The sequence below is a fragment of the Luteimonas wenzhouensis genome (assembly GCF_007859305.1).
GTDB classification, from domain to species: Bacteria; Pseudomonadota; Gammaproteobacteria; order Xanthomonadales; family Xanthomonadaceae; genus Luteimonas; species Luteimonas wenzhouensis.
The window spans coordinates 155,480-181,526 of sequence record NZ_VOHE01000001.1; the positions used below are offsets into that span (position 1 = coordinate 155,480).

The 26,047-nt window shown below is 71.4% G+C and carries 23 protein-coding genes; 14 read left to right on the forward strand and 9 right to left on the reverse strand.

The window, feature by feature from the left end; genetic code table 11:
• Nucleotides 1-265 precede the first annotated feature (265 nt).
• Both FQY79_RS00745 and FQY79_RS00750 read left to right on the forward strand, forming a co-directional pair.
• A complete protein-coding gene (locus FQY79_RS00745; RefSeq protein WP_186759673.1) occupies nucleotides 266-1,999 on the forward strand; it encodes a DUF1800 domain-containing protein in 1,734 nt (577 codons plus the stop codon).
• A gap of 10 nt (nucleotides 2,000-2,009) precedes the next feature.
• Complete coding sequence (locus tag FQY79_RS00750; RefSeq protein ID WP_146309836.1) at nucleotides 2,010-3,569, forward strand: DUF1501 domain-containing protein; 1,560 nt, start codon at nucleotides 2,010-2,012, stop codon at nucleotides 3,567-3,569.
• Nucleotides 3,570-3,663: 94 nt separating this feature from the next.
• Here the strand turns inward: FQY79_RS00750 and rplI are convergent, their stop codons facing one another.
• From rplI to FQY79_RS00770, 4 genes are all read right to left on the reverse strand, one after another.
• Nucleotides 3,664-4,116 (reverse strand): 50S ribosomal protein L9, encoded by a 453-nt coding sequence (gene rplI, locus FQY79_RS00755; RefSeq protein WP_146309838.1) that lies wholly within the window; start codon nucleotides 4,114-4,116, stop codon nucleotides 3,664-3,666.
• A 151-nt stretch (nucleotides 4,117-4,267) separates the two neighbouring features.
• Nucleotides 4,268-4,498: a 30S ribosomal protein S18 gene (gene rpsR / locus FQY79_RS00760; protein ID WP_146309840.1), complete on the reverse strand. Its 231-nt coding sequence runs from the start codon at nucleotides 4,496-4,498 to the stop codon at nucleotides 4,268-4,270.
• Nucleotides 4,499-4,509: 11 nt separating this feature from the next.
• The gene (gene rpsF / locus FQY79_RS00765; RefSeq protein WP_146309842.1) at nucleotides 4,510-4,965 is read right to left on the reverse strand and encodes a 30S ribosomal protein S6; all 456 of its coding nucleotides are present in this window, start codon (nucleotides 4,963-4,965) and stop codon (nucleotides 4,510-4,512) included.
• A 228-nt stretch (nucleotides 4,966-5,193) separates the two neighbouring features.
• On the reverse strand, nucleotides 5,194-5,535 hold the full coding sequence (locus tag FQY79_RS00770; protein ID WP_146309844.1) for a HesB/IscA family protein: 342 nt from the start codon (nucleotides 5,533-5,535) through the stop codon (nucleotides 5,194-5,196).
• A gap of 103 nt (nucleotides 5,536-5,638) precedes the next feature.
• Here FQY79_RS00770 and asnS point away from each other — a divergent pair, with 103 nt between their 5' ends.
• From asnS to FQY79_RS00830, 12 genes are all read left to right on the forward strand, one after another.
• Nucleotides 5,639-7,039 carry an asparagine--tRNA ligase gene (gene asnS, locus FQY79_RS00775; RefSeq protein ID WP_146309846.1) on the forward strand — a complete coding sequence of 467 codons (1,401 nt, stop codon included), beginning with the start codon at nucleotides 5,639-5,641 and terminating at the stop codon, nucleotides 7,037-7,039.
• 60 nt (nucleotides 7,040-7,099) lie between these two features.
• The gene (locus FQY79_RS00780) at nucleotides 7,100-7,405 is read left to right on the forward strand and encodes a hypothetical protein (RefSeq protein ID WP_146309848.1); all 306 of its coding nucleotides are present in this window, start codon (nucleotides 7,100-7,102) and stop codon (nucleotides 7,403-7,405) included.
• Nucleotides 7,402-7,719, forward strand: coding sequence for a hypothetical protein (locus FQY79_RS00785; protein ID WP_146309850.1), 318 nt, complete (start codon nucleotides 7,402-7,404; stop codon nucleotides 7,717-7,719). Before FQY79_RS00780 ends, FQY79_RS00785 begins: the two co-directional genes overlap by 4 nt.
• A gap of 39 nt (nucleotides 7,720-7,758) precedes the next feature.
• Nucleotides 7,759-8,394: an FMN-binding negative transcriptional regulator gene (locus FQY79_RS00790; protein ID WP_146309852.1), complete on the forward strand. Its 636-nt coding sequence runs from the start codon at nucleotides 7,759-7,761 to the stop codon at nucleotides 8,392-8,394.
• A gap of 22 nt (nucleotides 8,395-8,416) precedes the next feature.
• Complete coding sequence (gene nei / locus FQY79_RS00795; RefSeq protein WP_146309854.1) at nucleotides 8,417-9,229, forward strand: endonuclease VIII; 813 nt, start codon at nucleotides 8,417-8,419, stop codon at nucleotides 9,227-9,229.
• Nucleotides 9,230-9,340: 111 nt separating this feature from the next.
• On the forward strand, nucleotides 9,341-10,003 hold the full coding sequence (can, locus tag FQY79_RS00800) for a carbonate dehydratase (RefSeq protein ID WP_146309856.1): 663 nt from the start codon (nucleotides 9,341-9,343) through the stop codon (nucleotides 10,001-10,003).
• A gap of 64 nt (nucleotides 10,004-10,067) precedes the next feature.
• Nucleotides 10,068-10,616 (forward strand): 3-hydroxyanthranilate 3,4-dioxygenase, encoded by a 549-nt coding sequence (locus FQY79_RS00805; RefSeq protein WP_146309858.1) that lies wholly within the window; start codon nucleotides 10,068-10,070, stop codon nucleotides 10,614-10,616.
• A gap of 63 nt (nucleotides 10,617-10,679) precedes the next feature.
• Nucleotides 10,680-11,963: a kynureninase gene (gene kynU / locus FQY79_RS00810; RefSeq protein WP_146309860.1), complete on the forward strand. Its 1,284-nt coding sequence runs from the start codon at nucleotides 10,680-10,682 to the stop codon at nucleotides 11,961-11,963.
• Between the two features lie 80 nt (nucleotides 11,964-12,043).
• Nucleotides 12,044-13,450 carry an FAD-dependent oxidoreductase gene (locus FQY79_RS00815; protein WP_146309862.1) on the forward strand — a complete coding sequence of 469 codons (1,407 nt, stop codon included), beginning with the start codon at nucleotides 12,044-12,046 and terminating at the stop codon, nucleotides 13,448-13,450.
• A gap of 156 nt (nucleotides 13,451-13,606) precedes the next feature.
• Complete coding sequence (sbcB, locus tag FQY79_RS00820) at nucleotides 13,607-15,052, forward strand: exodeoxyribonuclease I (RefSeq protein WP_146309864.1); 1,446 nt, start codon at nucleotides 13,607-13,609, stop codon at nucleotides 15,050-15,052.
• Nucleotides 15,049-15,735 carry a DUF2461 domain-containing protein gene (locus FQY79_RS00825; protein WP_146309866.1) on the forward strand — a complete coding sequence of 229 codons (687 nt, stop codon included), beginning with the start codon at nucleotides 15,049-15,051 and terminating at the stop codon, nucleotides 15,733-15,735. Before sbcB ends, FQY79_RS00825 begins: the two co-directional genes overlap by 4 nt.
• Nucleotides 15,735-16,349 (forward strand): DUF2939 domain-containing protein, encoded by a 615-nt coding sequence (locus FQY79_RS00830; protein WP_146309868.1) that lies wholly within the window; start codon nucleotides 15,735-15,737, stop codon nucleotides 16,347-16,349. Before FQY79_RS00825 ends, FQY79_RS00830 begins: the two co-directional genes overlap by 1 nt.
• On the opposite strand, the gene FQY79_RS00835 is transcribed toward FQY79_RS00830, so the two are convergent.
• The 5 genes from FQY79_RS00835 to FQY79_RS00855 form a co-directional block, all read right to left on the reverse strand.
• On the reverse strand, nucleotides 16,312-17,412 hold the full coding sequence (locus FQY79_RS00835) for an NAD(P)-dependent alcohol dehydrogenase (protein ID WP_027071717.1): 1,101 nt from the start codon (nucleotides 17,410-17,412) through the stop codon (nucleotides 16,312-16,314). The genes FQY79_RS00830 and FQY79_RS00835 overlap by 38 nt on opposite strands.
• 225 nt (nucleotides 17,413-17,637) lie before the next feature.
• Nucleotides 17,638-18,552, reverse strand: coding sequence for a 5'-nucleotidase (locus FQY79_RS00840; protein ID WP_146309870.1), 915 nt, complete (start codon nucleotides 18,550-18,552; stop codon nucleotides 17,638-17,640).
• Between the two features lie 179 nt (nucleotides 18,553-18,731).
• Nucleotides 18,732-19,502, reverse strand: coding sequence for an NAD kinase (locus tag FQY79_RS00845; protein WP_146309873.1), 771 nt, complete (start codon nucleotides 19,500-19,502; stop codon nucleotides 18,732-18,734).
• A 168-nt stretch (nucleotides 19,503-19,670) separates the two neighbouring features.
• Entirely contained in the window at nucleotides 19,671-24,644 is a 4,974-nt protein-coding gene (locus tag FQY79_RS00850; protein ID WP_146309875.1) for an NAD-glutamate dehydrogenase, read from the reverse strand.
• Between the two features lie 163 nt (nucleotides 24,645-24,807).
• Nucleotides 24,808-25,956 (reverse strand): acyl-CoA dehydrogenase family protein, encoded by a 1,149-nt coding sequence (locus FQY79_RS00855; RefSeq protein ID WP_146309877.1) that lies wholly within the window; start codon nucleotides 25,954-25,956, stop codon nucleotides 24,808-24,810.
• Nucleotides 25,957-26,047: the final 91 nt, after the last annotated feature.

The window sequence follows — 26,047 nt, forward strand, 5'->3', positions numbered from 1 at the left end:
CCGGACGTGACCGTCGCCCAGCGCGTGCTCCGGGATGCGCTTGCGTTTTCCCATCCCGTGCGTTTTCCCATCCCGGCCACTCGATCGAAGCGACATGCGCAGGCGTATCGACCGATGGGGCGCGCCTCCCGGCAGGCCGTCGGCTCGATTGCGGAGTGTGGGCACAGTCACAACTCGGTCTCGCGGGCGCCGATACGCTGTGGCGCAGGGGGACATCCGAGGGACACACGCCATGACTCCAGCCCTTTCCGGGGCGGAGCGTGCCATGCTGGAAGGCGCGCACCGCCAACGCTACAAGCTGACGCGCGCCCCCCGCTTCCAGCCGCCTCCGGACCCGCTCCAGGCCACGGCCGGCCGCCTCGCCGAGAAGACCTCCCAGCGCCGCCTGGTCACCCTGCCCAAGCCGCCCTTCGCGGTGCGCGTGCTCAACAACATGACCTTCGGCGCGACCCGGCAGTCGATCGCCGAGTTCAACGCGCTGGGCAGCAGCGACGTCGCCCGGCTCACCGCCTGGGTGGACCGCCAGCTCAAGCCCGACGCGATCGACGACTCCGACGTCGAGGCGCGTCTGGAGGCCGCCGGCTACTACACGCTGAAGAAGACCCTCGCCCAGCAGTGGGAGGATCACGTGCGCTCGGGCGCCGAATGGAACATCCGCATGCGCCCGGGCTGGGAAGTCCAGCGCGAGGCGCTGGTGCGGGCGGTGTTCTCGAATCGGCAGCTGTTCGAAGTCACCACGATGTTCTGGCACGACCATTTCAACGTGATGGTCAGCGACTACAGCATCTGCCCGGTGTTCGGGCACTACAACCGCGACGTGATCCGGGCCAATGCCTTCGGCAACTTCCGCGCCATGCTCGAAGCGGTCGCGAAGAGCCCGGCGATGCTGTACTACCTGGACAACAAGTCCAACCGCCGCGGCGGGCCGAACGAGAACTTCGCCCGCGAACTGCTCGAGCTGCACACGCTCGGCGCAGAGAACTACCTCGGCTTCGTCGATCCGTTCAAGGTCCCGCCCTGCCCCGAGGACCCGGGCTACCCGATCGGCTACACCGACATCGACGTGTACGAGACGGCGGCCGCGTTCACCGGCTGGACGATGAACGACAACCACTGGGAGTTCACCCACGCCGACAAGGACAACGGCCAGTTCCACTACCACGCGCCCTGGCACGATTCGGGGCCGAAGTTCGTGCTCGGCACCTTCCTCTACCCCGAGCGCCCCGCGCTGCAGGATGGCCGCGACATCCTCGACCGCCTCGCCAGCCACCCGCGGGTGGCCGGGTTCATCTGCAAGAAGCTGGTGCGCCGCTTCCTCAGCGACGAGCCGCCGCAGTCGCTGGTCGACAGCGCGGCCAGGGTGTTCCGCGACAGCTGGCGCGCGCCGGACCAGATCGCCAGGACGCTGCGCCACATCCTGCTGTCGGAAGAGGCGCAGAACGCGTGGGGCCGCAAGATGCGGCGGCCGTTCGAGGCGGTCGCGGCGGCGCTGCGGGTGACCGGTTGCGACTGGACCTACAACTTCGACGACAACCGCAGCGGCGACCTCAACTGGCGCATGGGATTCACCGGCCACCAGCCGTACGACTGGGCCGCGCCCAACGGCTACCCCGACGTCACCACCGCCTGGTCGGGCGCGAGCAACTTCGGCATGACCTGGAAGACGCTGCTCTGGCTCACCGAGACCAGCCGCCCCGACGACAGCAACGTCAAGCTGCTGCCGATCCTCGAGACCACCCGCCAGCACATCCCCGCCCACCAGTGGACCGCGAACCGCATCGTCGATTTCTGGTGCCGGCAGATCCTGGGCTACCTGCCCAGGTCCCAGCGCCTGGCGGCGCTGCGCGCGTTCATGGCCCAGAACGGGGACCCGGCCACGACCGTGCTCGAGGACAGCGACCGCAGCTCGACGCGCGACCTCAAGAACCACTACAACCACCAGCGGCTGCGCAGCCTGGTGGCGCTGATCCTCATGACCCCCGAATTCCTGAGCCGTTGAGGACGCGACCATGACCAGGATCGAACTCGATCGCCGCGAATTCCTGAAAGGCTGCTGCGCCGCGGCCACCGTGGGCGCGGCAGGACCCGCCCTGTTCTTCTCCGGCGACGCGAAGGCCGCGGCCAACGGCTACGACACCATCGTGCACGTGTTCCTGCGCGGTGGCATCGACGGCCTCAACCTCGTGTTCCCCGTCTCGGGCGAGGACCGCAACCACTACGAGGAGGCACGCCCGCGCCTGCGCGTGCCGGTCAGCGGCGAGAACGCGGCGCTGCCGCTCTCGACCGGCGGCAGCGCCACCGGCTTCGGCCTGCACGGCGCGGCCAGCGGCCTGCGCGACATCTGGGCCGACGGCAAGCTCGCCATCGTGCATTGTTGCGGCATGCAGACGACGGTCACGCGCAGCCATTTCGACGCCCAGCAGTACCTGGATTTCGGCACGCCCGGCAGCAAGGGCAACGGCACCGGCTGGCTCGCCCGGGCGCTGCAGGCCCAGCCGGGCGTCCCCTCCTCGGTGGTGATGCCGGCGCTGGCCGTCAACAGCCGGATGCCGGCCAACATGCTCGGCGCCACCGGCGCGCTGACCATGGGCAGCCCCACCGACTTCCAGCTCAACGGCGGCGCATGGGCCTGGCAGGCCGTCCGTCAGGACTCGCCGGCCGGCTTCAAGGGCGTACGCGAGACCCTCGCCAGCCTGTGGCAGGGCAACGTCGGCATCGAGCACGCCGGCCGCGCCGCCGATGCCGCGCTGCGGACGGTCGCCCGGCAGGCCTACACCGCCACCCTGCCCGACGGCTGGCCGAGCACCAACTTCGCCCGCCAGCTGTGGACCGTGGCGCAGTCGATCCGCTTCGACCTGGGCCTGCGCTACGCGGCGCTGGACGTGGGCGGCTGGGACACCCACGAAAGCCAGGGCAACGACGGCGGCGGCTACTACCGCGACCGCGTGGCCGAACTGTCGGCGGCGCTGGCCGCGTTCTACGGCGAACTCACCCGGACCGGCGAGATGGCACGGGTCACGGTGGTGGTGCAGTCGGAGTTCGGCCGGCGCGTGCGCGAGAACGGCAGCGGCGGCACCGACCACGGCTACGGCAACCCGCTGCTCGTCCTCGGCGGCCCGGTGAACGGCGGCCGCTTCTACGGCACCTGGGCCGGGCTGCATCCCGAGACCCTGTCGCCCTACTTCGGCGACATCCCGGTCACCACCGACTACCGCCGGGTGTTCGCCGAACTGCTGCACAAGCGCATGGGCCACGCCACGGTCGACCAGGTGTTCCCGGGCTTCGGCAACCACACGCCGCTAGGACTGTTCGCCCCGGCCTCGGCATCGGCCTCGGCAACGCCACGTGCGGTCGCGCCGGGGCCCGTCCGCCAGCCCCCGCGCCAGGTGCCGCAGCCGGCCCTGGCGGACATCCGCACCACGTCGGCCCCGGCCGAGGTGGCGGGCGAGGCGGCCAGCGCCCCGATCCGGCACCGCCGCGGCACCGTGCACCTCCCGAAGCGGATTTCCCAGCCGCTGCTGCGGCTGCGCCTGCGCCTGTACCGGCTGATGCAGGAGCACCGGCTCTAGGCCGGCGAGGCGGCCAGCCTCGCTGCCGCCGGCACGAAAAAGGACAGGCGCCCCGGGGCGCCTGTCCTGTCAAACATCCAGCGGTCGGCCGCGATCAGGCCGGTTCGGCCTCGACGATGACCTTGACGGTCGCCTCGACGTCGGCGTGCAGGTGCACGGTGACCTCGTACTCGCCGGTGTTGCGCAGCGGGCCCTCGCCCATCACCACCTCGGACTTCTCGACCGGGGTGCCGGCCTTGGTCAGCGCCTCGGCGATGTCGCGCGGGCCGACCGAGCCATACAGCTTGCCCTCGGTGGAGGCGTTGGCGTAGATGGTCACGCTGCTGCCGTCGATCTTGGCCAGGCGCGCCTGGGCCTCGTCGGCGATGGCCTGGGCCTTGGCCTCGTACTCGGCGCGCCGCGCCTCGAACTCGGCGATGTTCGCCGGCGTGGCCGGCACGGCCTTGCCCTGCGGCACCAGGTAGTTGCGGCCGTAGCCCGGCTTGACCTTGACCTTTTCGCCGAGGTCGCCGAGGTTGGTGACGCGCTGGAGCAGGATCAGTTCCATGGGGTGTCTCCGTATTCGTTAGCGACGCAGGCGCGCCGCAACGGTTGCTGTCCGAATCGGACGGATGGTGGACCGGCCCGGCGCAAGGGTCGGCGTGCCGCCGGCCGGCCTGCGCGGCCACGCCGTCCCCGCGGGGACGGGCGGCGCCCGGTCAGACGTTGTGGTTGTCGGTGTACGGGATCAGCGCGAGGTAGCGGGCGCGCTTGACCGCGGTCGCCAGCTGGCGCTGGTAGCGCGACTTGGTGCCGGTGATGCGGCTCGGCACGATCTTGCCGTTCTCGGTGAGGTTCTGGCGCAGCGTGTTGAGATCCTTGTAGTCGATCTCCTTCACGCCCTCGGCGGTGAACTTGCAGTACTTGCGGCGGCGGAAGAACTTGGACATGTGCGTGTTCCTCAGGCGGCGGGGGACGGCTCGGCCTGCTGGGCCTTGGCGCCTTCGCCATCGGTGGACGTGGAGGTGGACGTGGACTGGGCCTCTTCGTCGTCGCGGCGGCGACGCTCGGAGCGCTCGGGCTTGTCGCCCTTCTCGTCCTTGTTCTTCATGATCAGCGACTGCTCGGTCTCGGCCTTGTCGCGGCGGATGACCAGGTGGCGCAGGATCGCGTCGTTGAAGCGGAAGGTCTCGACCAGCTCGTTGAGCACGGCCTGGCCGGCCTCGATGTTGAGCAGCACGTAGTGGGCCTTGACCAGGTTCTCGATCGGATAGGCCAGCTGGCGGCGGCCCCAGTCCTCGAGCCGGTGGACCTTGCCTTCGCCGTTCTCGATCAGCGTCTTGTAACGCTCGATCATCGCCGGCACCTGCTCGCTCTGGTCCGGATGGACCAGGAACACGATTTCGTAATGACGCATGGAGGTTCCTTTCGGGTATTCGGGCGCCCTCGCGGGCGGCTCCGGAACAGCCCCCCGACGCCCGGGATGGACGCGGTGGGGCAAGGGCTCCCGGGCGGCAGGGCCACAGGGAGCCGCGCATTATCGCGGATCAATGACTTGCAGGCAAGACGCGCGGGCCCGCCCGGGCGGACCCGGCAGTCCCCGACGCTCCCGGCCGCGAGCCGGCGTCCGCGCCGCGGCGCCGGATCATGCCGCCTTGCCGGCGTCGGTGGTGAAGCTCTCGCCGCAGCCGCAGGCGGCCGCGGCGTTGGGGTTGTCGAACACGAATTCGTGGTTCAGGCCCCGGCGCACGAAGTCGATCGTGGTGCCGTCCACCATCGGCAGGCTGTCCGGGTCGACATGGATGCGGACCCCGTCCTGCACGGTGACCGAATCCCCTTCGCGGGCCTCGCGGGCGATGTCCACCACGTAGCCCCAGCCGGAACAACCGGTGCGTTCGACGCCGAAGCGCAGGCCCAGGGCGTCGGGCTCGGCGGCGAGGAACCTGCGGACCCGCTCCAGGGCGGCGGGAGTGAGCTTGATGGCCATGCACGCGATTCTAGCCCCTCGCGCCTGAAACCGGCATGAGGCGCACGCCGCGCGCGGTAGACTGTGCGCTCCACCCATCGCCCCCCTCGCAGGACCCCAAGGCATGACGGTTTCCAGCGTCGAACACGCGCTCGCGGGCAGGATCCCCGCCGGCGGCGAAGTCACCGTGCGCGGCTGGGTGCGCACCCGGCGCGACTCCAAGGCCGGCCTGAGCTTCGTCAACGTGAGCGACGGGTCGTGCTTCGCGCCGATCCAGGTGGTGGCGCCGGCCACGCTGCCCAACTACGAGTCGGAGGTCAGGCGCCTGACCGCGGGCTGCGCGGTGGTGGCCACCGGCACCCTGGTGCCGTCGCAGGGCAAGGGCCAGAGCTTCGAGATCCAGGCCTCGCGGATCGAGGTGGTGGGCTGGGTGGACGACCCGGAAACCTACCCGATCCAGCCCAAGGCCCACTCGCTGGAGTTCCTGCGCGAGGTCGCCCACCTGCGCCCGCGCACCAACCTGTTCGGCGCAGTGACCCGCATCCGCCACTGCCTGGCCCAGGCCGCCCACCGCTACTTCCACGAGAACGGGTTCTACTGGGTCAACACCCCGATCATCACCACTTCCGACGCCGAGGGCGCCGGCCAGATGTTCCGGGTCTCGACCCTGGACCTGGCCAACCTCCCGCGCGACGGGCACGGCAACGTGGACTTCTCGCGCGACTTCTTCGGCAAGGAGGTGTTCCTGTCGGTCTCGGGCCAGCTCAACGTCGAGGCGTTCGCCCTGTCGCTGAGCAAGGTCTATACCTTCGGGCCCACGTTCCGCGCCGAGAACTCGCACACCACCCGCCACCTGGCCGAGTTCTGGATGATCGAGCCGGAGATCGCCTTCGCCGACCTCGACGAGGACGCGCGCGTGGCCGAGGAGTTCCTCAAGTACATGTTCCGCGCGGTGCTCGAGGAGCGCGGCGACGACATGGCCTTCATCGCCGATCGCATGCAGAAGGACGCGATCACCCGCCTGGAGGCGTTCATCAATGCGCCGTTCGAGCGGATCGAGTACACCGAGGCGGTGTCGCTGCTGCAGAAGTCGGGCGAGAAGTTCGACTTCCCGGTGGAATGGGGCCTGGACCTGCAGACCGAGCACGAGCGCTGGCTGACCGAGAAGCATGTCGGCCGCCCGGTGGTGGTGACCAACTACCCCGAGCACATCAAGGCCTTCTACATGCGCCTGAACGACGACGGCAAGACCGTCGCCGCGATGGACGTGCTGGCGCCGGGCATCGGCGAGATCATCGGCGGCAGCCAGCGCGAGGAGCGGCTTGACGTGCTCGACGCACGCATGGACCAGTTCGGCCTGGAACGCGAGCACTACGACTGGTACCGCGACTTCCGCCGCTACGGCACGGTCCCGCACGCCGGCTTCGGGCTGGGCTTCGAGCGCCTGATCGTGTACGTGTGCGGGCTGTCGAACATCCGCGACGCCATCCCCTACCCGCGGGCGCCGGGCAATGCCGAGTACTGAGGCCGCCATGACCCGCTGCCGCCCCTCGCCCCGCGTCCGTCGCGAGCGCCCGACCGCGCCATGATCCTGTTCCTCGCCCTGTGCTTCGTCGGCGTCGCGATCGGCGGGTTCACCGCCTTCGTGATCTTCTGGCCGTTGTCGCTGGTGCACCTGCGCGACCGCCACCCGCAGGTGCGCGCCAGCCTCGGCGAGGGCGCGTTCATCTCGCCCAGGGCGTTGGCGTGGCTGCTGAGTGGCCGCTACCGCTCGGTGCCCGACCCGCGGTTCACCGGCCTGGCCACGCCGGCGCGGGTGTCGGTGCTCGTGATCCTGTGGGCGGTGGGCATGTCGGGCCTGCTGTGGCTGTGGTCGGAGGTGGTCGGATGAGCGGCCACCCCCGCCACGTGTCGGAACAGTGGTGGCTGGCCACGCTCGGCCGCACCCTGGTGTGGGCGCGGCTGCGCGTGCGCGAGGCCGGCACCGCCGAAGTCTTCGACAGCGACGGCAACACCCTGGTCTACGACAGCGAGGACACCGCGCGGGCGATGCTGATGGACGCCGAGTTCGTGGCCTTCGACGGGCTGGACGAGGACGACGCGCTTGCGCGCGGCTTCGTGCTCTCGGAACTGGCGCCGCCGGCCGGCGAGGACGAGGCCGCGCTGCGCGCGCGCATGGTGCAGTCGCTGGGCGGGCGCGCCTGATCCACTCCCGCTCCCGCGGCGCTGCCGTAGGATGCCCCCATGTACACGCCCGCCGCCTTCGCCGCCACCGACCTGGCGCTGCTCGACGCCCTGGTCGGGGCCGACCCCTTCGTCACCCTGGTGACCGTCGGCGCCGACGGCGCGCCCTTCGCCAGCCACCTCCCGGTGCTCTACCGCCGTGACGGCGACCGCGTCCGCCTCGAAGGCCACTGGGCGCGGCCCAACCCGCAGGCGCGCCATGCCGGCCCCGCGCTCGCGATCGTGCATGGACCGCACGCCTACGTGTCGCCCGGCTGGTACCCGGACAAGGAGCCGGCCGCCCGCGTGCCGACCTGGAACTACGCCGTGGCGCACCTGGCCGGCCCGCTGCAGGTGTTCGAGGACGAGGCCTCGCTCGCCGACCTCGTCGCCCGCACCAGCGACCGCTTCGAGGCCGCCGCCGGCCAGTCGTGGCGCTTCGAACCAGGGCGCGAGGCGCACCGCCGCCAGCTGCGCGGCATCGTCGGGTTCCGACTGGAGCCCACCCGGATCCAGCTCAAGGCCAAGCTCGGCCAGAACCACCCCGTGGCCAACCAGCGCGCGGTCGCCGACGCCCTGGCGCGGCAGGATGCGCCCGGCAGCCAGGCGGTCGCGGCCCTGATACGGCAGCAGCCCGAGCGCGGGCCGGCGGGCTGAGACCCGCGCCCACCGAAGCCCGATGCCCGAAGGTCCCGAGATCCGACGCACCGCAGACCGCCTGGCCGAGGCCGTGGCCGGGCGTCCGCTGGTCTCGGCCTGGTTCGGCCTGCCCGCGCTGCGGCGCCACGCCAAGACGCTGCCGGGCCGACGCGTCGTCGCCGTGGAAGCGCGCGGCAAGGCCCTGCTCACCCGCTTCGACCACGGCTGGACGCTCTACACCCACAACCAGCTCTACGGGGTCTGGAAGGTATGCGCGGCCGGCGAACGCCCGCAGACCACGCGCGTGCTGCGGGTGGCGCTGGAGACCGCGGACCGCGCGATCCTGCTGTACTCGGCCTCGGACGTCTCGATGTGGCGCGACGACGCGCTCGAACGCCATCCGTTCCTGGCCCGGCTCGGCCCAGACGTACTCGACCCGGCGCTGGACGCGGCGGCAGTGGAGGCGCGCCTGGGCGACCGCCGCTTCGCCCGCCGCACGCTCGATGCGCTGCTGCTCGACCAGGCCTTCCTGGCCGGGATGGGCAACTACCTGCGCGCCGAGGCGCTGTTCGAAGCCGGCATCGCCCCGGGCCGGCGGCCGGCCGACCTCGGCCCGGACGAGCGGGCCAGGCTGGCGCAGGCGCTGCTCGACGTGCCGCGCCGCAGCTACCGCACCCGCGGCATCACGCCGGCGCGCGGAATGCGCCGCGACTACATCGCTGCGGACGACGGCGGCTTCCGTTTCCATGTCTTCGACCGCGAGGGCGAGCCCTGCATCCGCTGCGGTGCGTCCATCACACGCACCACCAGTGCCGGCCGGCGCATGTACGCCTGCCCGCGCTGCCAGCGCTGAACCGCGCAGGTGCAACTGAAACCATCCCCGGCCTGCACCGCCGGCCCCGGCGGCCCGGCGTCGGCTCCGTCGGCTTTGCGATAATGCGCGCCCGCCTCCGCCGGACCCGCGATGAGCCGCCTCGACGAACTGCTCGACAAGAACGAAGCCTGGGCCTCGCGCATCGAGGCCGAGGACCCGACCTTCTTCCAGCGCCTGTCGAAGATCCAGAAGCCCAAGTTCCTGTGGATCGGGTGCTCGGATTCGCGCGTCCCGGCCAACCAGATCGTCGACATGGCGCCGGGCGAGGTGTTCGTCCACCGCAACATCGCCAACGTGGTGGTGCACACCGACCTCAACTGCCTGTCGGTGATCCAGTTCGCGGTGGACGTGCTCAGGGTCGAGCACATCCTGGTGGTCGGCCACTACGGCTGCGGCGGCGTGCTCGCCGCGCTCGACGGCCAGCGGGTGGGCCTGGCCGACAACTGGATCCGGCACGTCAAGGACGTGGCCAACCGACACGAAGCGCTGCTGGCCGGGATCGAGGAACACGGCCTGCGGCACGACCGCCTGTGCGAACTGAACGTGCTCGAGCAGGTGGCCAACGTGTGCGAGACCACGATCGTGCGCGACGCCTGGGCGCGCGGGCAGAAAGTGCACGTGTACGGCTGGGTATACACCTTGCGCGACGGCCGCGTGCACGACCTCGGCCTGGACGTGGACAGCGCGCAGGCGCTGGCCGACCAGTACGGTCCGGCGCTGGCGCGGATCCGGGTCGACCGCGAGGACCGCTGATGCGCCGCCCGTCCCGCCACCCGCCGCGCCGCCCCCGCGGCCCGATGCCAGGCCAGGAGCAGCCATGATCGCCGCCCCGCTCGACTTCAGGAAGTGGATCGAGGACCACCGCCACCTGCTCAAGCCGCCGGTCGGCAACAAGTGCATCCACGACGGCGACTTCATCGTGATGGTGGTGGGCGGCCCCAACGCGCGCACCGACTACCACTGGGAGGAAGGCCCGGAGTGGTTCTACCAGCTCGAGGGCGAGATGGTGCTGCGGATCCAGGAGGATGGGCGCGCGCGCGACATCCCGATTCGCGCCGGCGAGGTGTTCCTGCTGCCGCCGCGGGTGCCGCACTCGCCGCAGCGGGCCGAGGGCTCGATCGGCCTGGTGGTCGAGCGCAAGCGGCTGCCGCACGAGGACGACGGCCTGATGTGGTTCTGCGAGCGCTGCAACCACAAGCTGTACGAGGAGTTCTTCCACCTCGCGGACATCGAGCGCGACTTCTTCCGGGTGTTCGAGACCTTCTACCGTTCCGACGACCTGCGCACCTGCCAGTCCTGCGGCCACCTGAACCCGCGCCCGGGCCGCTACGAGATGCAGGCCGACTCCCGGGCCGACATCACCTGAAGGCGGCCGGACGGCGCCGCGCCGCCGCGTGGACGGGCCCGGCAGCGGACCTACAATGGCGCGATGGACGACCTGTTCTCGGAAGCCTGCGCCCGCGCCCTCGATGCGGCCGATCCTCTGCCCGGCCTGCGCGGGGAATTCCTGGTGCCGCGCCACGGCGACGGCGAGCAGGCGTACTTCTGCGGCAATTCGCTCGGGCTGCAGCCGCGGCGCGCCCGGGTCTTCGTCGAGGAAGCGCTGGAGAAGTGGGCGAACGAAGCGGTCGAGGGCCACTTCACCGCGCCGGCGCAGTGGATGACCTACCACGAGCTGGTGCGCGATCCGCTGGCGGAGCTGGTCGGCGCGCGGCCGATCGAGGTGGTGGCGATGAACACGCTCACCGCCAACCTGCACCTGATGATGGCCAGCTTCTACCGGCCGGGCGACGGGCGCGACGCGATCCTGGTCGAGGCCGGCAGCTTCCCCTCCGACCGCTACGCGGTGGAGTCGCAGCTGAGGTTCCACGGCGTGGACCCGGCGCGGGCGCTGGTCGAGGTGCAACCGGACGGCCCGGGCGGCACCGTGTCGATGGCTGCGATCGAGCGCGCGATCGGCGAACACCGCGACCGGCTGGCGCTGGTGCTGTGGCCGGGCGTCCAGTACCGCACCGGCCAGGCCTTCGACCTGGCCGCGATCGCCCGGATGGCACATGAAGCCGGCGCCATGGCGGGTTTTGACCTCGCCCATTCGGTCGGCAACCTGCCGCTGGCCCTGCACGACAGCGGGGCGGACTTCGCGGTCTGGTGCCACTACAAGTACCTGAACGCCGGGCCGGGCGCGGTGGCCGGCTGCTTCGTGCACGAACGCCATGCCCGCACCAACCGGCCGCGGCTGGCGGGCTGGTGGGGCCACGAAGCGGCCACCCGCTTCCGCATGGGTCCCGATTTCATCCCCACGCCCGGCGCGGAGGGCTGGCAGCTGAGCAATCCGCCGGTGCTGGCGCTGGCGCCACTGCGCGCCTCGCTGGAGCTGTTCTCGCGCGCCGGCATGCCGGCGCTGAGAGCGCGGTCGCAGCGCCTGACCGGGTACCTGCAGGCGCTGATCGACGCCCGCCTGGGCGACACGCTCGAGGTACTCACCCCGCGCGAGTCCAGCCAGCGCGGCTGCCAGCTTTCGCTGCGCGTGGCCGGCGGCCGCGAGCGCGGCCGCTCGCTGTTCGAGCACCTGTGCCGCCACGGCGTGCTCGGCGACTGGCGCGAGCCCGACGTGATCCGGATCTCGCCGGTCCCGCTCTACAACACCCACGCCGACGTGCTGCGGTTCGCCCGCGAAGTCGAACGCTGGCGGACCACGCGTTCGGCGCCCTGAGGCATCCGAGCGTCCCCTGCGATCCGCGGCCGGCACCGTCCGCCGCGTTCCGGCCCCCTTCCCTTCCACCGACGCCCGACATGCCCGACTCCCCCCGGCGAGGTTCCATCACCATCATCGGCGCAGGCCTGGCCGGCGCGCTGCTCGCCACCCTGCTCTCGCGGCGCGGCTGGCGGGTGGAGGTGTTCGAGCGACGCGGCGACCCGCGCCTGTCCGGCTACGCCGGCGGGCGCTCGATCAACCTGGCGCTCGCCGAACGCGGGCTGCACGCCCTGCAGCAGGCCGCCGCGGACGAGGCGGTGATGCGCCACGCGGTGATGATGCGCGGGCGCATGGTGCATCCGCTCGCCGGCGGGGCCGAGCTGCAGCGCTACGGCCGCGACGACAGCGAGGTGATCTGGTCGATCAGCCGCGCCGACCTCAACCTGGAACTGATCGACGCCGCCGAGGCCGAAGGCGCCGTGCTGCATTTCGACCGGCGCCTGGAGGAAGTCGACTTCGACGCGTGCACCATGCGCATCGTCGGCGACGGACACGACGAGTGGCGGCCGTTCACGACGCTCATCGGCGCCGACGGCGCGGGCTCGGCGCTGCGTGCGCAGATGGCGCGAGTGGTGGACATCGGCGAGCGCACCGACTGGCTCGACCACGGCTACAAGGAACTGGAGATCCCGCCCGGCCCGCACGGCAGCTTCCGCATCGAGCCCAACGCACTCCACATCTGGCCGCGCGACCACTACATGTGCATCGCGCTGCCCAACGAGGAGCGCACTTTCACCGTCACCCTGTTCCTGCCCCACGAGGGACCATGGCCCAGCTTCGCGACGGTGCCGGACGGCGCCGCCGCGGTCGGGCTGTTCGAGCGCCGGTTCCCCGATGCGCTGCCGCTGATCCCCATGCTCGAGGACGACTTCGACCGTAACCCGACCGGGATGCTGGGCACCCTGACCCTGCGGCGCTGGCACCTGGATGGCCGCGCGGTGCTGCTGGGCGATGCCGCGCACGCGATGGTGCCGTTCCACGGCCAGGGCATGAACTGCGCCTTCGAGGACTGCGTGGCGCTCGCCAGCCACCTCGACGCGGCGCCCGACTTCGCCACCGCCTACGCCGCGTTCGCCGCGCAGCGCATGCCCGACGCGGCCGCGATCCAGCACATGGCGCTGGAGAACTACATCGAGATGCGCGACCGCGTGGACGACGCCGACTACCGCCTGCAGCGCGCGCTCGAACTGCGGCTGCAGGAACGCCATCCAGGGCGTTTCATCCCGCACTACACCATGGTCAGCTTCACCCGCATCCCGTACTCGGTGGCGCTGACGCGCAGCCAGGTGCAGCGCGGCATCCTGCAGCGCGCCACGGCCGGGCTCGACCGCCTGGACGGCGTGGACTGGGCCGCCGTCGACGCCGAAGTCCTGCGCCTGCTCGAACCGCTCGCCGCGGCCTCCACCGCGCGCACCACCTCCCTCGCGCTCCCCGAACCCCTGTAGGAGCGGCTTCAGCCGCGACCCGGGATTCTGCGCACACGGGTGGCCCGATGGCCCGCGGCGTCATCCAGTGAGCGGTACCGGGGCCATCGGCGCGTGCGGTCGCGGCTGAAGCCGCTCCTACGGCCTCCGGCCGCCGGCAGCGCCTACAATGCGCAGATGCCGGCCTCCTTCCTGTTCTACGACCTGGAAACTTTCGGCGCCGACCCGCGCCGCTCGCGGATCGCGCAGTTCGCCGCCATCCGCACCGACGAGGCGCTGGAGCAGGTCGAGGAACCGGTCGAGTTCCTGGTCCGACCCGCCGACGACCTGCTGCCCTCGCCCGACGCCACCCTGGTCACCGGCCTGCCGCCGCAACGCGCCCTCGCCGAAGGCGTGCCCGAGGCCGAGGCCTTCGCCCGCATCGCCGAGGAGATGTCGCGGCCGCAGACCTGCTCGCTGGGCTACAACTCGCTGCGCTTCGACGACGAGTTCATCCGCTTCGGCCTGTACCGCAATTTCCACGATCCCTACGAGCGCGAGTGGCGCGGCGGCAACAGCCGCTGGGACCTGCTCGACGCGCTGCGCCTGATGCACGCGCTGCGGCCGGACGGCATCGCCTGGCCGGCGCGCGAGGACGGCAAGGGCACCTCGTTCAAGCTCGAACATCTGGCCGCCGCCAACGGCGTGCGCACGGGCGACGCCCACGAGGCGCTGTCGGACGTGCGGGCGCTGATCGGCCTGGCGCGGCTGTTCCGCCAGGCCCAGCCGCGGCTGTGGGAGTACGCGCTGCGGCTGCGCGACAAGCGCCGCGTCGCCGGCCTGCTCGACACCGTGGCGATGACGCCGGTGCTGCACGTCTCGCAGCGCTACCCGGCCTCGCGCCTGTGCGCGGCCGCGGTGGCGCCGGTCGCGCGCCATCCCCGCATCGACAGCCGGGTGGTCGTGTTCGACCTCGACCAGGACCCGGGCGAACTGCTCGACCTGGACCCCGACGCCATCGCCGCGCGCCTGTACGTGCGTTCGGACCTGCTGCCCGAGGGCCAGTCGCGGATCGCGCTCAAGGAAGTGCACCTCAACCGCTGTCCCGCCATCGTGCGCTGGGACCACCTGCGCGCGGACGATTTCGCGCGGCTGTCGATCGATCCCGGCGTCACCCTGTCGCGCGCCGCGCGCCTGCGCGCCGCCGGTCCGGCGCTGGCGGAGAAGCTGCGCCAGGTGTATGCCCGCGAGCCGGAGCTGCCCGCTGCCGACCCGGACGGCGCGCTCTACGACCGCTTCCTCGAGGACGCCGACCGTCGCCGCTTCGCCGAGGTCCGCTCCACGCCGCCGCAACTGCTGGGCGCGCGCGACTTCGGCTTCCGCGACCCGCGCCTGCCCGAACTGCTGTTCCGCTACCGCGCCCGCAACTGGCCCGGGACGCTCGACGCGGCCGAACGCCAGCGCTGGGACGGCTACCGCCGCGACCGGCTCGCGGACGGCAGCGGGCTGTCCGAATTCGGGTTCACGTCCTATTTCGAGCGCATTGCGACACTGCGCGGCCAACACGCCTCCGACCCCGAGCGCCTGGCGCTGCTCGACCAGCTCGACCGCTGGGGCCGGCAGCTGCAATCCTCGCTGGCATGAGTACCTACTTCACCGACAAGAGCCTGAAGTTCCTCCGCGCCCTGGCCCGCCACAACGAGCGCGCCTGGTTCCAGGCCCACAAGGCCGACTACGAGGCCCACGTGCGCGAACCGTTCCAGCGCCTGCTCGGCGACCTGCAGGTCCCGCTGGCGCGGGTGAGCACGCATTTCCGCTCCGACCCGGCGAAGGTGGGCGGCTCGCTGTTCCGCATCCACCGCGACACGCGCTTCTCCAACGACAAGACCCCGTACAAGACCTGGCAGGGCGCGCGCCTGTTCCACGAGCGCCACCGGCAGGTGCCGGCGCCCTCGTTCTACCTGCACCTGCAGCCTGGCAACGGCTTTTTCGGCGGCGGCATCTGGCATCCGGAGCTGCCGGTGCAGCGCCGGATCCGCCAGTTCATCTTCGACAATCCCGGCGGCTGGAAGGCCGCTGCGCACGCGCCCGCGTTCCGGCGCCGCTTCGACCTCGACCGCGACGAGATGCTGGTGCGCCCGCCGCGCGGCTTCCCGCCGGAATTCGAGTTCATCGACGACCTGCGCCACCGCAACTTCGTCGCCTGGCGGCCGCTCGACGACGCCACGATGACCGGCCCACGGCTGCTGTCGATCCTGGCGAAGGACCTGCAGGCCATGGCCCCGTTCATGGACTACCTGTGCGCCGCCCTGGACCTGGAGTTCTGATGCGCCGCCTGGCCGCGACCGTCGCGCTGCTCTTCGCCGCCCTGCTCGCCTGGGTCGCCGCGGGGCCGTGGATGACGATGCGCGCGATCGGCAACGCGGTCCGCGCCGAGGACCATGCCGCGCTCTCGCGGCACATCGACTTCCCGCCGCTGCGCGCCAGCCTCAAGGCGCAGCTCGGCGAGCGCCTCGTGCGCAGCGCCGGCATCGACCGCCAGGCCGGCCTGCTCGGCAGCCTCGGCGCCACGGTCGCCAACGGACTGGCGGGCGGCGCGGTGGACCTGATGGTGACCCCCCAGGGCCTGGGCGCGCTCATGGAAGGGCGCAAGGTCTGGAACCGCGCCCGCGGCCTGCCGCCGCCGCGCACCGAGGCCGGGGCGGCCGTGCGCCCCGACCCCTGGCACGGCGCACGGCGACGCTACGAGTCGCCGTCGCGCTTCACCATTGCCGTGCCCATGGAGGGTGGCGCACCGGTCGTGTTCGTGCTCAGCCGCACCGGCCTGCGCTGGAAGCTCTCGGACATCCGGCTGCCACCTCCGTCCGCGGATGCCGGCAGCGCGGGCAACGACCGCGCCGGGCTCAGCCCGCCGCGACCGGCATCCGCAGCACCGGCTTGACCGTACGGCCGCTGGCCGAATCCTCGAACGCCTGCTCGATCTGGTCGAACTCGTAATAGCGCACCAGGCGGTCGAACGGGAACCTGCCGACCTTGTGGAACTCCACCAGCTGCGGGATGAACACACGCGGCACCGAGTCGCCCTCGATCACGCCGACCATGGTCTTGCCCTCGGCCATCAGGTCGTTGTGGACGTCGATCTCCATCTTCGGGGTCACGCCCACGATCGCCGCGGTGCCCAGCGGGCGCAGCGCGTTGAGCGACTGGCGCACCACCGGCGGGACGCCCGTCGTTTCCACCGCGTAATGGACGCCGCCTTCCGAGGCGGCCTTGATCTCCGCTACCACGTCCACCTTGCCGCCGTTGAAGGCGTGGGTGGCGCCGAGCTCGAGCGCCAGCTCCAGCCGGCTGTCGTGGACGTCGATCGCGAAGATCCGCGGGCAGCCGGCGATCCGGGCCGCCATCACCGCGCTCAGGCCCACCGCGCCGCAGCCGAACACCGCGATGGAGCTGCCGAACCCCGGCTTCAGCCGGTTGAGCACGGTCCCCGCGCCGGTCTGGATGCCGCAGCCCAGCGGTCCGAGCAGGGCGATGTCCACCTCCGGGTCCACCTTGACCACGTTGCGCGCCTGGGCGACCGCGAAGGTGCCGAACGAGGACTGTCCGAAGAAGGTGGACAGGTCGCCGTCGTCGTGGTGCAGGCGCGCGCCACCGTCCTCCATCCGCCCCCCGAAGTTGAGTTCGTTGAAGGCCTCGCACACCGTCGGATGTCCGGTCAGGCAATTGCCGCAGCGCCCGCAGTGGGCGAACGACATCACCACGTGGTCGCCGGGCGCCAGGTCGTCGACGCCCTCGCCGACCCGCTCGACGATCCCCGATCCTTCGTGCCCGAGCACGATCGGGTACGGCGACACCGCCAGGTCGCGGCCGACCGCATCGGTATGGCAGACCCCGGTCGCCACCACCCTGACCAGCACCTCGCCCGGGCCGGGCCCGGACAGCCGGACCTCCTCGATCGAGAAGGGCGCGCCCTGGGCGCGGGTCACGGCAGCCTGGATCTTCATCGTCGAGCTCCTGTCTGGACTGCCGCCCAGCATGCGCCAGCACGGCGTCGACGGGCGTTAACCGGCGCCCGGACCGGCGCAACGGTTCGTTGCGTTTCCGGCGCCGCCCACAGGCCAGGGTGCAGCCCCGCGCGCCCCGCGCGCCCCGCTTCGCCGCGCGGCGCGACGCTGCGGCCGCCGTGCCCATCGGGCCTTCGCGCCCACGGGCGTGGCCGGCAGGGCCGCTCAGCTGTTGGACACCCCGTGCGGCACGTGCCCGGCGAGCACGTGCTGGCGGGCGCTGTCGATGTTGTGCAGGGAGTCGTCGAAGAAGATGTCGGCGCCGAATGCCTCCAGGAACGGGCCCTTGGGGCGACCGCCCAGGAACAGGGCCTCGTCCAGGCGCACGCCCCATTCGCGCAGGGTCCGGATCACCCGCTCGTGCGCCGGCGCCGAGCGCGCGGTGACCAGGGCGGTGCGGATCGGCGCGGCCTTGCCGGCCGGATAGGCCGCCTGCAGGTCGTGCAGAGCCGAGAGGAAGGCACGGAACGGCCCGCCGGACAGCGGTTCGCGCGCACGCTCGATCTCGTGGCGGTGGAAGGCGGCGATGCCGCCCTCGCGCGAGACCCGCTCGCCTTCGTCGCCGAAAATCACCGCGTCACCGTCGAAGGCGATGCGGATCTGCTCCTTGGACACCATACCCGGCCGTTCCCGCTCGGGCAGGATCGTGGCCGCAGCCATCCCGTTGGCCAGCGCCTGGCGCACCGACTCGGGGTTGGCGGACAGGAACAGCTGGGCCCCGAACGGCCGGATGTAGGGCCAGGTCGGCTCGCCGGAGGTGAAGGTGGCGCGGCTGATGTCCAGCCCGTAGTGCTGGATCGAGTTGAAGATGCGCAGGCCGGTGTCGGCCGAGTTGCGCGAGAGCAGGATCACCTCCACCCGCGGCGATTCCGGCGGCGCGTCGACGTTGAGCGCCAGCAACTTGCGCACCAGCGGGAAGGCCATGCCGGGCTCGAGGATCTCGTCCTCGCGGCTGCGCTGGTACTCAGCATAGCGCTCGATCCCCTCGCGCTCGAACAGCTCGTGGCTGTCCTCGAGGTCGAACAGCGCCCGCGAGGAGATGGCGATGGTGAGGACGGGGACGTGTTCGGCTCCGGACATGCCCCGATTATGGCGCGACGGCGTCGCGGGAGCTGAGACCCGGACACCGCCCGCCCACGCGGTGCATCGCTCCGACATGTCCATGGCCACGCGCGTCGCCCGGGGCCCGCCGGCCAGCGGGACGGCGCGGCCGCGCGCCGGCTCCCCGCCAGGCCGCCGGGTTTCAGGGCGGCGCGGGTTCAGGCCTGGAACTGCTCGCTCAGGATCCGCTCCTCGAGGTTGTGCTCGGGGTCGAACAGCATCGTGACCGTGCGTTCGCGCGATTCGCGGATCATCACCTCGACCACGTCGCGCACCTCGTGCGAGTCGGCGGTGGCGCTGACCGGCCGCTTGTAGGGATCGAGCACCTGGAAGCGCACCTCGGTGTCGGACCTGAGCAGCGCCCCGCGCCAACGGCGCGGCCGGAACGCCGCGATCGGGGTCAGCGCGATCACGTTCGCGCCCAGCGGCAGGATCGGCCCATGCGCGGAATAGTTGTAGGCGGTGCTGCCGGCCGCGGTGGCCACCATGACCCCGTCGGCGATCAGCTCGTCCAGCCGCTGCTTGCCATTGAGCTCGATCGACACGTGGGCGGCCTGGCGGGTCTGGCGCAGCAGCGAGACCTCGTTGTAGGCCAGCGAACCCACGGTGGCGCCGGATTCGGTCTGCGCGACCATCTCCAGCGGACGCAGGACCGCCGGCTCGGCGGCGTCGATCCGCTCGAGCAGGTCGTCCTCGCGGTACTGGTTCATCAGGAACCCGACCGTGCCCAGCTTCATGCCGAACACCGGCTTGCCCAGGCTGCCGTACCGGTGCAGCGTCTGCAGCATGAAGCCGTCGCCGCCGAGCGGGCACAGCACGTCCGCCTCGTCCGGCTCGCACTGGCCGTGGCGCGCGACCAGCGCGGCCATGGCCTGCTGCGCGTCACCGGTCTGGCTGGCCAGGAAGGCGATGCGGGGCGTCGTGGTCATCGGCGTCACCGTGCGCGTGGCGGCGGCTCAGGATAACCCGGGGCAGGCGCCAGCGCGGCGCCGCTCACGGCGGGCACGGTGGTTGCAACTGCAATCCTTCGCAGGCGCCCGGCGTCGCGGGCGCTCCCGGAGAGCGGGCGGGCGGCGCGGCGCCGCCCGCCCGTCGCCTCAACCGCGCTGGGCCAGCTGTGAGAGCCGCTGCACCGCCACCGAGGCGGTCGGGTAGTCCAGCGTCTTCTGCGCCGCGATCTCGGTCAGCATCGAAAGCGTGAAGCGCAGGGTCGGATCGTCGCGCTCGATCCAGTGGTGGACCTTGGCCTCCGCGGTCTCGCCCGGCATCGACAGCACCTGGCCGACGATGGTCCGCTGCCGCGCTGCCAGCTCGTCGCGCAGCGCGCCGCGGGCGACCGCATGCCAGCGCCCCTCGACCTGCAGCGCATCGATCTGGCGCGCAAGCCACGGGATGTTGAGCGCCTCGCCGACGCGGTAGTGCAGCCTGGCCACGTCCACCGGGCGCTGCTTGCGCTCGTTGGCCAGCTCGATGATGTCCGGGCACGGCTCCAGGTACGGCAACGCGGCGAGCTGGCCGCCCAGGGCGTCGGGCACGCCCTTGGCGCGCCAGTCGGCCAGGCTGGCCTCGTATTCCGGCCGCATCGAGTCGGGCAGGATGCCGGCGCCGGCGCGGATGTCGCGGAAGCCGTGGTGGTAGCGATCGACCGCGGTGGTGATGTCGGGGATCGCGCCCGGGCGCGACAGCAGCCAGCGGGTGAACGAACGCTGCAGGTTCCAGATCACCAGCAGCGCATCGATCTGCACCGACTCGGCGACCTTGCCGTCGAGCGCGTCGATCTGGTTCCACAGCGCCCGCGCCTCCAGGGTCTCGCGGGTGATGGTGAATGCCTTGGCCACCTCGCCGATGCTGCGGCCGCTGTCTTCCTGCATGCGCAGCAGGAAGGTCGAGCCCATGCGGTTGATCATCGTGTTGGTGACCGCGGTGGCGATGATCTCGCGCTTGAGCGGATGGTGCTCCATCGCGGCCGCGTACTTCTTCTGCAGCGGCTTGGGGAAGTAGCGCTGCAGCTCGCGCGACAGGTAGCTGTCCTCGGGCACGTCGGACTGCAGCAGTTCGTCGAACGCGACCAGCTTGGAGTACGACAGCAGCACCGCCAGCTCGGGCCGGGTCAGCCCCTGTCCGCGCGCCTTGCGCTCGGCGATCTCGGCGTCGGAGGGCAGGAATTCGATCTGCCGGTCGAGCAACCCGCGCTGCTCGAGGGTGCGGATGAAGTGCTCCTTGGACCCGAGCCGGGCCACGCTCATGCGCTCCATCACGCTGATGGCCTGGTTCTGGCGGTAGTTGTCCCACAGCACCAGCTGCGCCACCTCGTCGGTCATCGAGGCCAGCAGGCGGTTGCGCGCCTCCATCTTCAGCCGGCCCGCGCGCACTTCGGCGTTGAGCAGGATCTTGATGTTGACCTCGTGGTCGGAGGTGTCGACGCCGGCCGAGTTGTCGATGAAGTCGGTGTTGAGCAGCACGCCGTTGCGCGCAGCCTCGATCCGGCCGAGCTGGGTGAAGCCCAGGTTGCCGCCCTCGCCGACCACCTTGCAGCGCAGTTCGCGTCCGTCGATGCGGATCGCGTTGTTGGCGCGGTCGCCCACGTCCGAATGCTGCTCGGTGCTGCCCTTGACGTAGGTGCCGATGCCGCCGTTCCAGAGCAGGTCCACCGGCGCGCGCAGGATCGCCGACAGCAGCTCGTTGGGCGTCATCGAGGTGGTGCCCTCGGGCAGGCCCAGCGCCGCGCGCGCCTGCGGCGTGATCGGGACCGACTTGGCCGTGCGCGGGTACACCCCGCCGCCCTTGGAGATCAGCGAGGCGTCGTAATCGGCCCAGCTCGAGCGCGGCAACCGGAACAGGCGCTCGCGCTCGGCGTACGAACGTGCCGCGTCCGGGTCCGGGTCGATGAAGATGTGCCGGTGGTCGAACGCGGCGACCAGGCGGATGTGCCTGGAGAGCAGCATGCCGTTGCCGAACACGTCGCCGGACATGTCGCCGATGCCCACGCAGGTAAAGTCCTGCGACTGGGTGTCGTGCCCCAGGGCGCGGAAGTGGCGCTTGACCGACTCCCAGGCGCCGCGAGCGGTGATGCCCATGCCCTTGTGGTCGTAGCCCACCGAGCCGCCGGAGGCGAACGCGTCGTCGAGCCAGAACCCGTACTCGCGGGCGATGCCGTTGGCGATGTCGGAGAACGTGGCCGTGCCCTTGTCGGCCGCGACCACCAGGTATGGATCGTCCTGGTCGTGCCGCACCACGTCCTTCGGCGGCACGACCTTGCCGTCGACGACGTTGTCGGTGACGTCGAGCATGCCGCTGATGAACAGCCTGTAGCAGGCCACGCCTTCGGCCATCAGCGCGTCGCGCTCGGCCGGCGGGCGCTTGACGATGAAGCCGCCCTTGGAGCCGACCGGCACGATCACGGTGTTCTTGACCATCTGCGCCTTGACCAGGCCCAGCACCTCGGTGCGGAAGTCCTCGCGCCGGTCCGACCAGCGCAGGCCGCCGCGCGCCACCGGCCCGAAGCGCAGGTGGGTGCCCTCCACCCTGGGCCCGTAGACGAAGATCTCGCGGTAGGGCCTGGGCCTGGGCAGGTCGGGCACCTTGGCCGGGTCGAACTTGAAGGTGATGGTTTCCTTGTAGCCGCCGTCGGCAGCGCGCTGGTAGTAGCTGGTGCGCAGGGTGGCATCGATCACGCCCATGAAGCTGCGCAGGATGCGGTCCTCGTCGAGGCTGGTCACGCGGTCGAGCAGCGCGCGGATCGCGCCGCGTACCGCCTCGGCGCGCGCGTCCCGGTCGAGCCCGCGGGCCTCGACCACCGGCTGCAGCAGCGCCTTGCAGGCCTCGTCGCCGCCGGCCAGGGCCTCCAGGTGCGCGGCCAGGCGCGCGGCGCCCGGATCCGAGACGCGCTTGCGGCCGCCCTTGCCGCGGCCGCCGGCCGGGTCGAAGCGGGCCTCGAACAGCTCCACCAGCAGCCGTGCCAGCAGCGGGTTGCGGGCGAAGGTGTCCTCGACGTAGCTCTGCGAGAACGGCACGCCCACCTGCTGCAGGTAGCGCGCGTAGCCGCGCAGCAGCGCCACCTGGCGCCAGTCCAGGGACGCCGCCAGCACCAGCCGGTTGAGGCCGTCGTTCTCGGCCTCCCCGCGCCAGGTGCGGGCGAACGCCTCGGCGAAGTCGGCGCCGGCGCGCTCGACGTCCAGCCCCGGCACGCAGGACTCGACCTCGAAGTCCTGGATGAACACGGTGGTGCCGTCGACCTCGATCCGGTAGGGATGCTCGGTGATCACGCGCAGGCCGAGGTTCTCCATCATCGGCAGCGCGTCCGACAGTGCGATGTCGTCGTGCAGGCGGTAGAGCTTGAAGCGCAGGGAGCCGCCGCCGCGCAGCACGTTGGCCGACTGCTGCAGGCACAGCTGCAGCGGATCCTGATCGCCGAGCGCGGCCAGGCGTTCGACGTCCGTGGCGGCGATCGCCGGGGTCGCGTTCTCGATGTAGCCCGCCGGCAGGGCCCTGCCGTAGCGCTGGGCGAGGTCCAGGCCCCGCTCCTCGCCGTGGCGTGCGACCAGTTCGTCGCGCAGGTCGTCGTGCCAGTTGCGCACGATCGCGGCCAGTTCGCGGTCGAGCTGGGCCTGGTCGATCTCGATCCGGGCGTCCTGGCGCGGGCGCACGATCAGGTGCACCTGCGCCAGCGGCGATTCGCTGATCATCACGCTGGCGTCCACGTGGTCGGCCTGCAGCACCCGGCGCAGCATCGCCTCGATCCGGTGGCGGACCTCGGTGTTGAAACGGTCGCGGGGGATGTAGGCCAGCACCGAGTGGAACCGGCCGTAGCGGTCGCGGCGCAGGAACAGCCGGCTGCGCACGCGCTCCTGCAGCCCGAGCACGCCGGTGGCCAGGCGGTACAGCTCCTCGGCGCTGGACTGGAACAGCTCGTCGCGCGGCAGGGTCTCGAGGATGTGGCGCAGCGCCTTGCCGCTGTGGCCGGTGGGCTTGAGGCCCGAGCGCGACATCACGTATTCGTAGCGCCCGCGCACCAGCGGGATGTCCCACGGCCGGCGGTTGTAGGCGCTGGAGGTGTAGAGGCCGAGGAAGCGCTGCTCGGAGACCGCCCGGCCCTTGTCGTCGAAGCCGAGCACGCCGATGTAGTCCATGTAGCCCGGGCGGTGCACGGTCGAACGCGCGTTGGTCTTGGTCAGCACCAGTACCTCGGCCTTGCCCTCGCTGCTCATCCGGTGCGCGGCCAGCGACTGCAGCGGCCGCCCGGCGGTGTCGCCGTCGCCGCGCAGCAGCCCCAGCCCGCTGCCCTTCACCGGCACCAGCAGCTCCTTGCCGCCGCGCCTGCGCAGCTGGTACTCGCGGTAGCCGAAGAAGGTGAAGTGCTCGTCGGCCACCCAGCGCAGGAACTCCTGCGCCTCTCGCCGCTCCTCCTCGCCCAGCGGCATCTGCCGGGTGGCGAGCTCCTCGGCCACCTCCTCCATGCGGCGGCGCATCTGCGGCCAGTCGCGCACGATCGCGCGCACGTCCTCGAGGACCTCGCGGACCGCGGCCTCGACCGCGGCCATGCCCTCGGCGGTCTGGCGATCGATCTCCAGGTGCATCACCGACTCGGTCTCGCCCTCGCCCACGGACAGGAGGCGGCCGGCACGGTCGCGCGTGATCTGGATCACGGGGTGGCCCAGGACGTGCACCTTCACCCCGCGGTCCGCCAGCGCCATGGTCACCGAGTCCACCAGGAACGGCATGTCGTCGTTGACCACCTGTAGAACCGTGTGCGGCGACTCCCAGCCGTGCGTGCGCAGTACCGGATTGAACAGGCGTACCTGGGCGGTGCCGGCGGGGCGGCGGCGCATGAACTCGAGCAGGCCGGTGGCCAGCGCCGCCCATGCGTCAGCGCTGTGCAGCGGCAGCTCCTCCTCGGTCAGGCGCCGGTAGAAGGCGCTGGCGAAGGCGACCGCATCGTCCTGGGCCGCCTTGCCGGCGCGCTTGCGCACCGCCTCCAGGATCGGGGCGGGCGCGGCGTCGCGGGCGGCGGTGGCCCTGGTGCTGCGGGTGGACTTGCGGGGTTTGGCCCTGGCGGGACGGGTCGAGGTCATGTCGGGACTGCTCCGGATGCACAAAGGCCCGCGTCTGCACGCGGGCCAGGGGAACGGGAGCGCCGCGCCCACGGCGCGGCGGCGGGGACGACGTGAGGCCACCGGCCCCCCGTGTCGGGATGGGTCATGAACATGGCGCGGCGGCGCGGATCCACGGCGCGGCTCAACGCAGCCCGGTCTCGCTGCGCGCGATCACCAGCCGCTGGATCTCGCTGGTGCCTTCGTAGATCTCGGTGATCTTGGCGTCGCGGAAGTAGCGCTCCACCGGCATCTCCTTCGAGTAGCCCATGCCGCCGTGGATCTGCACCGCCTGGTGCGCGATCCACATCGCCGACTCGGACGCGGTGAGCTTGGCCATCGCGGCCTCTGCCGAGAACTTCCTGCCTTGCCCCTTGAGCCACGCCGCGCGCAGCGTGAGCAGGAGCGAGGCGTCCAGCTTGCACTTCATGTCGGCGATCTTGGCCTGGGTCATCTGGAAGGTGCCGATCGGCGCGCCGAAGGCCTTGCGCTCCTTCACGTAGGCGATCGTGGCCTCGTACGCGGCGCGGGCGATGCCCACCGCCTGCGAGGCGATGCCGATGCGGCCGGCGTCGAGCACGCCCATCGCGATCTTGAAGCCCTCGCCTTCCTGGCCCAGCACCTCGTCTGGCTGGACCACGTAGTCGTTGAACTCGATCTCGCAGGTCGCCGAGGCGCGGATGCCCAGCTTGGGCTCGGTCTTGCCGCGGCCGAAGCCCTCGCGCGCGGTGTCGACGAGGAACGCGGTGATGCCCCTGCTGCCCTTGTCGGGGTCGGTCATGGCGAACAGCACGATGTACTTCGCCACCGGGCCGGAGGTGATCCAGCTCTTCTTGCCGTTGACCACGAAGCTGCCGTCGGCCTGCTTCACCGCGCGGCAGCGCATGGCGGTGGCGTCGGAACCCGATTGCGGCTCGGTCAGGGCGAAGGCGCCGATCTCGGCCCCTTCGGCGATCGCGCGCACGTACTTCTGCTTCTGCGCCTCGGTGCCGTGGGTGAGGATGCCGTTGCAGAACAGCGAGTTGTTGACCGACATGATGGTCGAGTGGGCAGCGTCGGCCGCGGCCACCTCGATCATGGCCAGCACGTAGGACACCGGGTCCATGCCGGCACCGCCGTACTCGGTGGGCACCTCGATGCCCATCAGGCCGTTCTCGCCCAGGACCCGGATGTTCTCGAGCGGGAACTCGCCGGTGCGGTCGTGGTATTCGGCGCTGGGAGCGATCTTCTCGCGGGCGATCCGGCGCGCGACGTCCTGGATCATCAACTGCTCTTCGTTGAACCCGAATTCCACGACGGCCTCGTATGGTTTCCTGAGAAACGTATTGTAGCCGGCCGCGCGTCCGAACCCCATGCGCAACCTGCACGCCGGGTGTGCCGCCCGC